The 12,846-nt window shown below is 44.9% G+C and carries 11 protein-coding genes; 5 read left to right on the top strand and 6 right to left on the bottom strand.

Annotated elements, in window-relative coordinates:
• Nucleotides 1-16 precede the first annotated feature (16 nt).
• The 3 genes from folE to IQ242_RS05905 form a co-directional block, all read right to left on the bottom strand.
• Nucleotides 17-715, bottom strand: a complete 699-nt coding sequence (gene folE / locus IQ242_RS05915) for a GTP cyclohydrolase I FolE (RefSeq protein WP_002738197.1) — start codon at nucleotides 713-715, stop codon at nucleotides 17-19.
• A 49-nt stretch (nucleotides 716-764) separates the two neighbouring features.
• A complete protein-coding gene (locus IQ242_RS05910) occupies nucleotides 765-1,493 on the bottom strand; it encodes an SDR family oxidoreductase (protein ID WP_002765937.1) in 729 nt (242 codons plus the stop codon).
• A 336-nt stretch (nucleotides 1,494-1,829) separates the two neighbouring features.
• Entirely contained in the window at nucleotides 1,830-2,735 is a 906-nt protein-coding gene (locus IQ242_RS05905) for a hypothetical protein (protein WP_193959340.1), read from the bottom strand.
• A 44-nt stretch (nucleotides 2,736-2,779) separates the two neighbouring features.
• Between IQ242_RS05905 and IQ242_RS05900 the strand changes: the two genes are divergently transcribed.
• On the top strand, nucleotides 2,780-3,187 hold the full coding sequence (locus IQ242_RS05900) for a hypothetical protein (protein WP_193959339.1): 408 nt from the start codon (nucleotides 2,780-2,782) through the stop codon (nucleotides 3,185-3,187).
• A 77-nt stretch (nucleotides 3,188-3,264) separates the two neighbouring features.
• Nucleotides 3,265-3,624, top strand: coding sequence for a hypothetical protein (locus IQ242_RS05895; protein WP_193959341.1), 360 nt, complete (start codon nucleotides 3,265-3,267; stop codon nucleotides 3,622-3,624).
• Here IQ242_RS05895 and nblS read toward each other — a convergent pair.
• From nblS to IQ242_RS05880, 3 genes are all read right to left on the bottom strand, one after another.
• Nucleotides 3,605-5,596, bottom strand: a complete 1,992-nt coding sequence (gene nblS, locus IQ242_RS05890) for a two-component system sensor histidine kinase NblS (RefSeq protein ID WP_193959338.1) — start codon at nucleotides 5,594-5,596, stop codon at nucleotides 3,605-3,607. The genes IQ242_RS05895 and nblS overlap by 20 nt on opposite strands.
• 114 nt (nucleotides 5,597-5,710) lie before the next feature.
• The gene (locus IQ242_RS05885) at nucleotides 5,711-6,058 is read right to left on the bottom strand and encodes a DUF4359 domain-containing protein (protein WP_193959337.1); all 348 of its coding nucleotides are present in this window, start codon (nucleotides 6,056-6,058) and stop codon (nucleotides 5,711-5,713) included.
• A gap of 76 nt (nucleotides 6,059-6,134) precedes the next feature.
• Nucleotides 6,135-6,314 (bottom strand): hypothetical protein, encoded by a 180-nt coding sequence (locus tag IQ242_RS05880; protein WP_002738058.1) that lies wholly within the window; start codon nucleotides 6,312-6,314, stop codon nucleotides 6,135-6,137.
• A 304-nt stretch (nucleotides 6,315-6,618) separates the two neighbouring features.
• On the opposite strand from IQ242_RS05880, the gene IQ242_RS05875 reads away from it, so the two are divergent.
• From IQ242_RS05875 to IQ242_RS05865, 3 genes are all read left to right on the top strand, one after another.
• A complete protein-coding gene (locus IQ242_RS05875) occupies nucleotides 6,619-7,752 on the top strand; it encodes a glycosyltransferase (RefSeq protein WP_193959336.1) in 1,134 nt (377 codons plus the stop codon).
• Nucleotides 7,753-8,288: 536 nt separating this feature from the next.
• Nucleotides 8,289-9,488, top strand: coding sequence for a proton extrusion protein PcxA (locus tag IQ242_RS05870; protein WP_193959335.1), 1,200 nt, complete (start codon nucleotides 8,289-8,291; stop codon nucleotides 9,486-9,488).
• A gap of 6 nt (nucleotides 9,489-9,494) precedes the next feature.
• Nucleotides 9,495-12,797: an efflux RND transporter permease subunit gene (locus tag IQ242_RS05865; protein WP_193959334.1), complete on the top strand. Its 3,303-nt coding sequence runs from the start codon at nucleotides 9,495-9,497 to the stop codon at nucleotides 12,795-12,797.
• The last annotated feature ends 49 nt before the right edge of the window (nucleotides 12,798-12,846 follow it).

Below are 12,846 nucleotides of genomic sequence, written 5' to 3'. Positions count from 1 at the left end.
TTCCCCATCTCCCTGACTAGAAGAAATTGGGTTTATGACGGATCAGGTTAAGATACTCCTCGCGGGTTTTCTGCTCGTCTTGGAAGACTCCTAACATAGCGCTGGTGACAGTCCAGGATCCTGGTTTCTGCACCCCGCGCATCACCATACACATATGGGTTGCTTCCATGACTACCGCAACCCCTTGGGGGTCAAGAATTTCTTGAATCGCTTCGGCAATCTGACGGGTGAGACGCTCTTGAACCTGTAAACGACGGGAATACATTTCCACAATGCGAGCCAATTTACTTAATCCAACCACCTTTTGGTTAGGAATATAGGCAACGTGGGCCCGCCCCATGAAGGGTAACATATGATGTTCACAGAGACTAAAGAAGTCAATATCGCGCACTAATACCATCTCATTATGACCTTCATCGAAGATCGCACCATTAACGAGGGTTTCTAGGGATTGTTGATAGCCTTGGGTGAGAAACTGCATCGCTTCGGCCACCCGTTTGGGGGTTTTTAATAAACCTTCTCTTTCGGGATCTTCTCCCACCGAGATCAGAATATTTCTGACCGCATCCATCATCTGTTCTTTGTTTTCGTCGGAAGTTGGATGAATTTGAGCGGTTTTGCCATTGTGGGTGTTGCGATCGGGGCGAGTGGTCACGCGTGCTTGGATAGCGTCGGTTAGATTACCGTTTAAACCGTTAGAAGAAGCTATGGTCATAATGAAGAGGCCTGTAGGCGAATTGATTGATAAATAGAAGTATTTCGGGTTATAATGCCCCCGCACTGGGCATAATGGTCATCGTTTCCACTACGGCCTGTTTGGGTAGTAACACCGCTTGCAGAATGGCCTGCGCGATGATATCCGGGGTTAACATGGCCGAGCGATCGAAATCTGCTTTGACGCTATCGCTGTCCCAGATGGGAGTATTGACAGCCCCGGGGATGATAATCGTGACGCGAATGGCGTTAGCCCGCTCCTCGAGCGCTAAGATGCGAGAAAATGCCACTAATGCCGCTTTGCTGACACTATAGGCCCCCCAATCAGGAAAAAAATTATCGGCGGCGATCGAGGAAACGTTAATAATCGTGCCTCCTCCCTGTTGACGCATGGCAGGTAAAATCCCCTGCACACACTGGTAAACACTGGTTAAATTCAGGTCGATCACCCGCTGCCAGTCTGACAAAGGTGTGTCAGCTAAGGGATTTGTGTAACCCATGCCAGCATTATTGATCAGGATATCGATCGGTCCGGATTCTTGGGCGATTTTAGCGATACTAGGAGCTACTTCCGGGATATCTGCCAAATCTAAGGGGTAAGCTTGGGCTGATACGCCTAAATCTGCCGCCATTGCCGCCACGGTTGCCAATTTTTGCTGATTGCGACCGATTAAAACCAGATTAATTCCCGCCTTGGCGAAAGCGAGGGCGGTTTCTTTGCCGATGCCGCTACTGGCTCCAGTGATCAGCGCTCGCTGTTGACGAATAACAGAGTTCATGGTATAATCTGAAGTCTCTTAATTCTGGGTAGTTAGGTCAAAATTTTGGCGGTCGGGGGAACCCTAGAAAGGTTTAAGGGAGTTGGGTTGGATCGGAGCAATTTTTCTCGCACCAAAACGACTGCTACCACCCAAGGCGGAGGGGAGCATTGACTATCAGGTAGGTTCAAGATTAAGAATCGTTACAAAATTTTACCTAGCTAATTATAGCACTGTTAAGTCAGGGATCACTAATCTTTGTGTATATTCAGATATCTAACCAGCGAGGGGAAAAAGCAGACTGGTTGGCGAAAATTGTTGAGGCTGCCTTGAAACTCCCTCCCCCCGCGCTGAAAACTACTCACCAGGGGAGATAGCAGCGGTGGGTTGAGTGCGATTGACAATCACCACTCGATCGCCGATAACGGGACTTCTAGCGAGGAGGATTCCTTCGTTATCCTTCATTTCCAAGCGCCGAAAATCAAGACTTTGGCAACGTTGAAAAACCGAATTAGCCAATTTATCCTGTTGTGATGCCTCCAAACCATACCAATTATCGCCTAAAATAACTACTAGACGACTAGCCAAAAAGTCCGCCTCTACGGTAGAAATAATCCCGGTGGGATAACGAGTAGTTAAATCGGTAATTTCCTCTTGAATAGCTGCGACTAAACTTTGTTCGGGAGTTAATCGCGGTTTTGCTTTAGTAATCGGGACGGGAATCGGTGCCTCTGGTGCGGTTAATTCTGGGGGAGTTGCGATAATTTCCCCGGCAGCCGGGGAAGGACTAGAGACAACTTCAGGCATATTTTCGGCAATTTCCGCCGGATTTTTCGGTAAACTGATCACGGCTACTAAGAGGATAGTGACTAAACTTCCTGTTAACAAGCCAGTGATTAACCAATCGGGAATTTTTTCGCTAATTCCCCCAGGTAAAAGTCGGCGAATTTTGTTTAAAATCGCCGTCCACCACCCTTCCACCTGCTCGAAATCTGGTAAAATATCGTCGATTCCCTCCGCTGCTTCGATGGGAGAATCTGGGGTTAAACTTTGCTCAACTTCTGCGAATTCGTCTGGTTTTAAAGCAGCGGCTAACTGTTGCGTTGAGTTAAGAAGATTATCAACAGCAACTTTTGGGGGTAACACTATCCCCGTTCCCGTGTTAAGTTGGGAAATGATCGAATTTAACTGCTCGATCGCCTCTTGTAGTCGGATCACCGTTTCTGCTTGGCTGAAATTCTCTCGCTCATTTGGTTGAGTCATAATCTTTCTTAACTCGCTGCCATTCTTTTTCAAAATATCATTGTATGCGCCGTTTTCTCGGTTTTTTAACCAGTATTTTCCTTGTCTTCCTGACTGCTTGTGGTAGTGTCACTCCTCCGCAAGAATTTGCCCCCCCTGGAGAAATCGTCACTAAAGCCCTTTTATTACAATTTCGTCACACATCCGATCGCCTTAGTCAATCTTTACAGATCGATCAGCCGCAGGTAAAAATTGCTAAAATTAATGTCACCAGTCTGGAACCGATTTATGTGGGCAATTTACCCGCTTATCACTTGCAGGGAGATTACGATCTAACTCTACAATTGCCCCATCAAAAAGATACCAAACAACACAACAATTTTGATCTTTATTTACAAAGACAGATCGAGGGGAAAACTTGGCGTTTACTGGAAGAAGTTGCCTCGCAATGGCGCAGCTATTTAGTGAGATAACCAGAAAAAGCCTGGGGATTTTGCTATAGTCTATGATCATCAACAATGACAATCCTCAAAGGGAAAATTTAGCGATTATGATTGCCTGTCCTCGTTGTCAGCACAAGGTCGATAGTCAGGCCTTACAATGTCCCTACTGTTCTAATATTTTAAAGGCCTATGGTCATCCCGGCATGACCCTGCATCAAGCTGTCACTGGCGAGTTTTTATGCCAAACTTGTCTGTATCATGGCGATGATAGCTGCAATTTTCCCCAACGTCCCTACGCTACCAGCTGCACTTTATACAAAAATAGCCAAATAATAGCCGAAAAAATTCCTCCTCTCCCTCTCCCTAGGGTTTTTAAAAATTGGTGTCTCAGAAATAAGGGATTATTGCTATTATTAACCCTGATTTTGGGCAGTATTGCTTTGGCTTTTATAAACTCACGTCGTTAATTTTTTTGCTGGCGATCAAGCCTTGATATAAATCTAGATCGAACCAGAAAGTTGTGCCAATTCCCACTTCACTAATCAAATGAATTTGACTATAGTGTTTTTCGATAATATTTTTGACAATCGATAATCCTAATCCCGTCCCTTCTAGGGTATGAACGCGATTTTCTACCCGATAGAAGCGATCGAATATGGCACTTTGATCCTCGGCATCAATGCCAATACCAGTATCGGATACTTCCACGCGAATTTTGAGAGTTTCTTGGGGATTATCTTTGCTGATTTTATAGGCACGAATCACCACTTTACCGCCAGCAGGAGTAAATTTTAGGGAGTTACCGACTAGATTAGTTAATACCTGTAAAAGTAGATCATAATGGCCTAAAATTGGTGGTAAATTGGCTTCAATTTCCGAGCTTAATTCTAGTCCTTTATCCCTAGCATTGAGTTGATAGGTTCTCAGGGTTTGTTCGATTAATTGTCCGATATCGAGCGCATCTAAGTTATAGTTACGGGAGGATTCTAACCGAGAAAGATCGAGAACATCATTAACTAAACGAGTTAAGCGATCGGTTTCATGGTTGGCGGTTTCTAAAAACTCTCTTTTTTCTGTATCGCTGAGATCCTCACCAAATTCTGTCAGGGTTTCAATAAAAGATTTGATGTTAAATAAAGGGGTTCTTAACTCATGGGAAACATTGCTAATAAATTGACTTTTTGCCTCATTTAATTCTGTTTCTCTGGTAATATCCTGTAGCGTCATAGCAATTCCCCGGACATTCTCCCGATACTGATCGAATACCTGAGTTAACAAAATGCGAATTGTGCAGGGTTTCGGGTGAGTTAAAGATAATCTAAATTCCGCCGGGGAATAGTTATTATTTTCCTGATCAATAACAGCATTTTTCTGATTTTGATTAGCGGATTCTTCTGGCTGGAGGGTTTCTCCTGCCGCAATTTGATAGAGAGGTTTAGTTAGTTTAACCGTTAACTCCGAAGGAAAAAGATGTAGGACATTTTGACCGATAATCTCCTGATCTTCCCAGCCAAATATTTCCCGAGCTGCGGGATTAATTAATAATAATTGAAAGTTAGTATCTAAGAGAATTGCTCCATCAGCAATAGTGGACATTAACGTATCTAGTTTGGCTTTTTCGGCGGTCATTTCTTCGATATTTTGTTCTTCGTATCGTTCTAACTTTTCCGCCATTTCATTAAAACTGAGAATTAATTCCCCTAACTCTCCTCCCAGGGGTAAATCAACGCGCTGCTTAAAATTTCCCGCTGCAATATTTTTGACCCCGACTAATAACTCCTTGATTGGTTTGGTGATAGTTAAAGCATTAAAAACCGCCCCCAGAATCACCATGGCCCAAATCGAGACAAAAACGGCAATAGTCACATCACGGGTTAAATTAGAAGAAGCCACCACAATAGCGTTAGGATTGATCCCGATCGCTAATACTCCCAAATATTTGCCCTCATGATTTAAGGGAACAAAGACATCGGTTACTTCACCGTCGGGGGTTTTGTGCTGACGGATGAGGGGAGTTTCCCCATTCTCGCCATAATTTTCCGGTAATTGAATGCGACGCTCAATCGTCAGGGAGTTCTTAACTTCGGCGGTAGAATAGGGAATGCCGAAAAATATTTGACCCTCCTCGTTAGCGTAGATCAAATAACGCACACTGGAGGTACTACTATAAAAACGGGCTGAAAAACGGGCTAAATCGGTTAAATTGTCCTCAGCAATCAGAGGGGAGACATTAGCGGCTAATAACAGCCCTAAATCCCGGCCAAAACGGGTATCATTGAGACGGACATCCTGCTGGATCGTGTTAACCGCCCAAAAGGTTAAACCACTCATCAACAAAGAAACGGCTAAAGTAGCCGCAGCCATTAATTTAGTTTGGAGGGTGAATTCGGACCACCAACGGGCGATCGCTTCTCGGAGAATGGGCAGAAAATTAAACACGGTTAGGCAGGATTAATCTGTATTCTTGACTACTCTATCGCTCAAATCGCGGGTTAACACGATCATCTTAACTCATTATTAAGCTGGTAGCGGTTAAGCTGGCAGTAATCTCACCTAAGTCTCCGAGAAAGTCAAGAAATGCCCAAAAGCGCCAAGAGTTGTAATTTTAGCCACCCCCGGTACCTCTGTGGTGTAAATGCTGAACACACCTAAATTTTGCCGTTGACTAGAGGTTTCGATCGCTGGTTTTAAGATTTGATTTTTGATCACATTTCTGGCTGCCACCGGCAAAGAATCGATCGAGCCACAGAGACTGATTTTCTCGCAAGCGATTTTGTCGGCATGAGCGAGGAGTTTTTCGGCGGCGTATTCGCTGTAAAGTTCTTGGGGGGGATTGGTAAATCCCATAATCCCCGCTACTACCCCTAGGACGATCGCTCCCTTGAAGAAATTACCCCCCATAGCTACTTAGCTCCTTGATTTTGTCTTCTCCACTCTAATTTTGACAAGACATTTTCGATCTGGCTAGGGAGCGGCGTTAATTTCTTAAACCAATACCGGGTGCATAGCACTCTAGTACATTTCCCGTGAGACTGCAACTAACTAACAGATAATCACAGTGAGAACAGGCGGTGCTAACGAGATGGTGTTCTAAAATATGCTGTCTTTCGGCAAAATTTCCACAATTAGGACAGCGTACTTGTTGCAGGGTGATCATAGCAAACCTCATTAATTAGTTATCTTCTGTATGTAAAGCTAGTTTTTCTTGATCCCAATCGGTTTAAACCTATTTTTTCCTTGATCCCCATTATAGTATAGAGTCGATCATCTGATCTTGCTAGTAATTTTTACTAAACTTTGCAATTTTTCTTGAAAAATTTAATAATTTCTTCCTAGGGGTTTCTACCGTGATCGGGTATGTGTCGGTAATTTTGGGGAAGAGAAAGCCGGAAAGTGAACTATTAAACTGCTGATCCCTTACTGCTATAATTACCGCTGAGATTATTGATTATCCTTATCCTATGAAGTATGCTCTGGTTCACGAGTGGTTAACCCCAAAAGCGACGGGGGGATCGGAATTAGTGGTTAAGGAGATTTTACAATGTCTAGAGGCGGATTTATACGCTTTGATCGATTTTGAGTCCACTAATCCCGATAGTTATCTCTATGGTCGCTCGATCGGGACAACTTTTCTGCAAAATTTCCCGAAAGCGAGAAATGGCGTCCAAAAATACTTACCTTTTCTTCCCCTAGCGATCGAGCAGTTAAATTTAGAGGATTATGATGTAGTTTTATCCTCCTCCCATTGTGTGGCTAAAGGGGTTTTAATTCGACCGGACCAGGTTCACATTTGTTACTGTCACAGTCCGATGCGTTATGCTTGGGATTTAACTTTTGACTATCTGGCTAATAGTAAGTTAGGACAGGGATTACCCGGTATTTTCACCCGTTATCTTTTGCATGGGTTGCGTCAGTGGGATGTAATTTCTGCTAATCGTGTGGACTATTTTCTGGCTAATTCCCACCACACCGCTAGACGAATTTGGCGCTGTTATCGACGGGAGGCAAAAGTTATTTATCCCCCCGTACAAATCGAGCGTTTTCCCTACCAAGAGAAAAAAGAAGATTTTTATTTAGTAGTTTCTCGTTTGGTTAGTTATAAAAAAGTCCCTTTAATTGTGGAAGCATTTAATCAATTGGGATTACCCCTAGTGGTTATTGGAGATGGTCCACAAATGGCTTTAATTCGACAGTTAGCGAGGGATAATATTCAGATTTTAGGTGCGGTTTCTGATCGAATGGTAGCAGAATATATGTCGAGAGCAAAAGCGTTTATTTATGCTGCTTGTGAGGATTTTGGTATTGCTTTAGTGGAAGCGCAAGCTTGTGGTACTCCCGTGATTGCCTTTGCTGCCGGAGGTGCTTTAGAAACCGTGCGGGAGCTGCGGGAAAATTCTCCCCAGGGAACAGGATTACTTTTTGGGGAACAAAATCCCCAATCCTTGCTGGAAGCGGTTAAATATTTTGTTGATCACGGTGATAAAATTGATCCAGAAAATTGTCGGCAACAGGCTAATAGATTTACTCCAGAGGTTTTTAGAAATGCTTACAGTTTGTTTATAGAGGAACATTCAATATCTAAAAAGTATTGCTAACTTTAATTAGAGCAGTTATCCTAATGGTGAGCTAGGAAGTTTTCGTTTTAGGGAGTCGGTCATCGGTCGTTGATAACAAATTAGGTTATAAGTAGGTAGGCACAATTATTTGTAGGATGGGTTAGCGGTAGCGTAACATGAGCAGGCGTTGGGTTTCATGCTTCAACCGTTCGGCTGAGATCACGGCCGAAGCCCAACCTACGTTCATTTTATATTTAATTCCACCCACCTACTTAAGTAGCTGGTTATAATTAAATTAAAAATAGATTTTAGGTTCGATCCCCCCTGCCCCCCTTGATAAGGGGGGTGCCGATAGGCGGGGGGATCCCCCTTAATAAAGGGGGCATCTGATAATTTTTAACGCCTACCTACCTACTTATTTATTTTGATGAGAAACTCTGTATTTCACCAATGGTGAGGATGCAGTCAATGCGCCCAAAATGTAATATTATGGATATTTCTCGAAAGTAGCTATCTAGCCAACGCTGATAGCTTACCGTGGTGATTGTGATGACAGAAAAGCGAGGATTATAGCCGTGCCTTGGAATCGAATTAATCAATGGGTAGAAAAACGCTCTTTAGTGGCCTTAGAATCAGCTTATCAGAGAGCGCTGAAAATTAAAGCGATCGAAGATAAACATTTTGGGGGACAAAAAATTTCCCCAGCTGCCGTGGGAGGAAAAAGTGTTTATGATTACTTTCAAAGTACCCTAGAGCGAGAATTATTACAGATACGTTTTGACTTAACTCAAGTGCGTCTGGGTAATTTTTTTAATCCGCAAACTAACCCAGAAAATAATAACATCCTAGAGACTTTAAAGGTGATCGAGGATATTATCGGTAAATATCGCCTAGATTTAGGGGAATTGCTGCCCCCATTACCGAATAATCAAACCCCAAATCTGCCTAATGCCAATCTCACCGATGATAGCTCCAGAGATAAAACTAGCCAGACAATTTCTCCTGCGACTGGTAATAAATTTTTTAACTTCCAGCAAGAATTAACCCCCGAATACGAACAAACGGTTATTAAACAACTCCGTACCTTGCGACAACAGCAACGGATTGCTATTCGTTTTATCCTGATTATTATTTTAGTTCCTCTCTCGGTACAGGTTATTAGTAGAAACTTCGTTTTTAGCCCTGTTTTAAACTATTTTGGGGTGGATAGAGCGAAAATATCAGAAGTTTATATTTCTCAGGAAATTGGCGAAAAATATCTCACGGAATTTGCTAGGCTTCAAGAAATTGAAGAAATCAAGCACGTTTTAGGGGTAGCAAAAGTAGGGAATGAATCAGAAGAAACCTTTCGGGAACAGGTGGAGGAATTATTCAGAGAAGCGGGTTATGAAAGTCAAGATGGTTGGAAAAACTTACTATCGGATCTCACGGGATTAATAGCCTTTATTGCGATCCTAATTTTTGGTCGTCAACAATTGGCGATTACGCGAGCTTATGTTAGTCGTTATTTTCTCAGCTTAAATGATATAACCAAAGCCTTTATCTTTATTCTCTTTACCGATATATTTGTTGGGTTTCACTCGGCGGAGGGTTGGACGGTAATCCTAGAAACTTTGTTCCGGCACTTTGGTTGGCGCGAGAATATTACATTTATTAGCTTGTTTGTGGCCACGGTTCCCGTTATCCTAGATACCATCTTTAAACTATTAATATTTAATTATCTGACCCGTAAATCTCCCACCGCCGCAACTATCCTAGAAAAAATGAACCAGTAACGCCCTATGATCCTTAGTATTGCCGATACTTTCATTAAAAGACCCGTTCTGACCACAGTTTGCTCGATTTTAATCGTTTTGATCGGGGCGATCGCTATTCCCTTTTTACCCCTAGAAAAACTGCCCCAGTTGGCATTTATTCAGGTAGCGGTAAATGCCAACTATTTGGGAACCGATGCCAAAACCGTACAGGATAACGTTACCACGGTACTCGATCGCCAGATTAACGGGACAGAACAGATTGTTTATATGCAGTCCCAGAGTACCAACACTGGACAAAGTACGGTGAATGTCTTTTTCCCGGTGGAAATGGATCGTAACATTGCCCAAGTCTTGGTACAAAACCGTGTCAGTACCGCGGCCGCTAGTTTACCGGAAGAAGTGAACCGGCAGGGGGTGACAACCAATACCCAATCCCCCAGCGTTACCCTTGCCTACGGGATTTCCGCCAAACCGGATGAAAAGGGCAATTATCCCTACGATACGGTCTTTTTAAGTAACTTTGTCGATCGGGTCATCGATGCGGAGATTCGCCGGATCGAGGGGGTTGGTAGTACAACAATCATCGGGGAGAGGGAATACGCCCTACGTTTTTGGCTTAATCCCGATGCTTTAGCCGCTAGGGGTGTATCGGCGAACGAAGTGGTACAGGCAATCCGAGAACAGAATATTCAGGTGGGTGCGGGGACAATTGGCGGTGATCCCAGTCCCGAGGATCAGCAATTCCAGATTGCCATTCGCGCCGTTGGTAGGGTTGCCACCGGGGAGGAAGCGGAAAATATTGTCGTCAAAGTCGGGGAAAATGGCGATTTAATCCGCATTAAAGACGTGGGACGGGCAGAAATCGGAGCCGAAAACTACAGTACCGCCGCCTATTTCGACAAATCCCCCGCCGTCGTCTATATCGTCTATCAGTTGCCCGGTTCCAACGCTTGGAATACTGCCAAACTGGTAAAAGAAAAAATGGCGGAACTAGAACCAAGTTTCCCTCCGGGGTTAAATATCGCCATTACCCTCGATAATACCGCCTTTGTCGCCGCCTCTCTCGAAGAAGCCGTTGGCACTCTGGTGGAGGCGATTTTACTGGTTATTCTCGTCATTTTTATCTTCCTTCAGGATTGGCGCACCACGATCATTCCGGCGATCGCTATTCCCGTATCTTTGATCGGAACCATGGCCGTCGCCCTCGCTTTAGGCTATTCTCTCAATAACCTCTCCTTGTTTGCCGTCATTCTAGCCACCGGGTTAGTGGTGGACGACGGGATCGTGGTTGTAGAGGCGGTATCGGAAAAATTACGACAGGGAATGCGGCCATTTCAAGCTTCCCTCGATGCCATGGGTGAGTTAACCTCGGCGGTAATTGCCAGTTCTCTTGTACTATTTGCGGTTTTTATTCCCGTCACCTTCTTCCCCGGTACGGTGGGGATCGTTTATCGACAATTTGCCGTCATCATCTCCGCTTCAATTCTGATCTCCACCTTTAACGCCCTCAGTTTTTCCCCCACCATGTCGGCGATTATCATGAAACCGCCCCAAGGCACCCGCGGACCCTTGGGACTGTTTTTCGAGGGCTTTAATCGGGGTTTCAACGCAGTTAAAGAAGGTTATCGACGCTCGATCGAATTTCTGATCCGAGTTCGCTTTCTGGTCTTACCCTTCTTTATCGCCGCCCTCTTTCTCACAGCTTGGAGTTACAACACCACTCCCCAGGGTTTTATCCCCGAAGAAGACCAAGGTTATGCCTTCGTTTTGGTGCAAGCACCCCCCGGGGTTTCCCTGCGCTACACCGACCGGGTTATCCGTCAGATTAACGAAGAAATTCTCGCCGGTATCGAAGAAGTGGAACACTTTGTCGGTATGGCGGGCTTTAGTTTTGCCGGAAGTGGCAGCAACCAAGGGCTATTTTTTGTCAAGTTAAAAGAATGGTCGGAACGGACTGGGGAAGATAAGTCAGTTTTCGGCATTCTTAGGAAAATTAACCAACAATTAGCCACTAAAGTCCGAGATGCTCGCGCTTTCGCCGTTAATGCGCCCCCTGTGGATGGATTAAGTTCTACCGGCGGTTTCGAGTTATTTATCCAAAACCGCGCTTCTTTCCCCATGGACGCTTTGATTGCCAACGCTAATAACGTCATGGCCGAGGCCCGAAAAAGACCGGAATTATCGGGAATTTTCACCCAATTTACCACCGACACGCCGATGCTGGAACTTTCCATCAATCGCAACCAGCTACAGGCGCAAAACGTCGATATGCAGGCCGTTTTCGGAACCCTGCAAACCTATCTCGGTTCCAACTTCGTTAACCAATTCGTCTTAGGCGATCGCTTGTATCGAGTCTTTGCCCAAGCAGAAGCGGATTATCGTTCTAATCCCGAAGATATTAACCGTCTTTACGTCCGTTCCCGTACCGGGGCCAATATTCCCCTATCGGGTTTAGTTAGCGTCAAACGCTTCACCTATCCACCGATTATCACTAACTTTAACCTCTATCCCTCGATTAACGTTCAGGGTAATCCCGCTCCCGGTTTTAGTACGGGACAGGCGATCGCAGTGATGGAAGATGTCTGTCGGAAAGTCCTGCAGCCCGGTTTCGGTTACGCTTGGACGGGTACAGCTTTCCAAGAAAAAACTTCCGCCGGGGCTGCCCCAGTGATCTTCGGATTAGCCTTTATCGTGGTTTTCCTTGTCCTCGCAGCCCAGTACGAAAGCTACATTGACCCGATTATCATCATGATTACCGTTCCCCTAGCGATCCTGGGTGCCATGGGGGCCATACTGTTGCGGGCGAATTTCCTACAAGTGGGTAGTCTCTTCCCGACGGTGAATAATAATATCTATGCTCAGGTGGCTTTGGTCATGTTGATCGGTTTAGCGGCCAAAAATGCGATTTTAATCGTGGAATTCGCTAACCAGTCCCGTACTTTGGGTTTAAGTATTCCCGAGGCGGCAGCCCGGGCCTCGACGGAACGCTTAAGACCGATTCTGATGACGGCTATTTCCGGTTTAGTCGGTTTCTTGCCCTTGGTTATCGCTTCCGGCGCCGGAGCGATGAGTCGTTGGTCCCTGGGAACTGCAATCTTAGGCGGTTATCTGATTTCCACGGTGTTGAGTTTATTTCTCGTCCCGGTTTTGTATGTGCTGATCAAACAGTTCGAGGCCCGATTCCTCTCCTCGAAACCCCCCAAAGATGGCGGTTCTGGCAATAGTAAAACTCCCTCTCTGGGTGGGGAAAGGAATACATTAGAAACCCCCATAGAAGAAGGGGCCATTTCCTCTTTGAAAATCTCTCCTCAGTCCCCGAATGACTAGGGTGTTAGATTTTGGGGTTTTGGGGTTTTGGGGTTTTGGGGTTTTAGGG

The sequence above is a fragment of the Microcystis sp. LEGE 08355 genome (assembly GCF_015207185.1).
In the GTDB taxonomy this organism is placed as follows: domain Bacteria; phylum Cyanobacteriota; class Cyanobacteriia; order Cyanobacteriales; family Microcystaceae; genus Microcystis; species Microcystis panniformis.
This window is presented reverse-complemented; position numbering and strand designations above follow the sequence as displayed.

Coding starts and splice junctions, on each gene's coding strand:
- folE (WP_002738197.1), bottom strand. CDS start 715: ATGACCATAGCTTCTTCTAACGGTTTAAACGGTAATCTAACCGACGCT.
- IQ242_RS05910 (WP_002765937.1), bottom strand. CDS start 1,493: ATGAACTCTGTTATTCGTCAACAGCGAGCGCTGATCACTGGAGCCAGT.
- IQ242_RS05905 (WP_193959340.1), bottom strand. CDS start 2,735: ATGACTCAACCAAATGAGCGAGAGAATTTCAGCCAAGCAGAAACGGTG.
- IQ242_RS05900 (WP_193959339.1), top strand. CDS start 2,780: ATGCGCCGTTTTCTCGGTTTTTTAACCAGTATTTTCCTTGTCTTCCTG.
- IQ242_RS05895 (WP_193959341.1), top strand. CDS start 3,265: ATGATTGCCTGTCCTCGTTGTCAGCACAAGGTCGATAGTCAGGCCTTA.
- IQ242_RS05885 (WP_193959337.1), bottom strand. CDS start 6,058: ATGGGGGGTAATTTCTTCAAGGGAGCGATCGTCCTAGGGGTAGTAGCG.
- IQ242_RS05880 (WP_002738058.1), bottom strand. CDS start 6,314: ATGATCACCCTGCAACAAGTACGCTGTCCTAATTGTGGAAATTTTGCC.
- IQ242_RS05875 (WP_193959336.1), top strand. CDS start 6,619: ATGAAGTATGCTCTGGTTCACGAGTGGTTAACCCCAAAAGCGACGGGG.
- IQ242_RS05865 (WP_193959334.1), top strand. CDS start 9,495: ATGATCCTTAGTATTGCCGATACTTTCATTAAAAGACCCGTTCTGACC.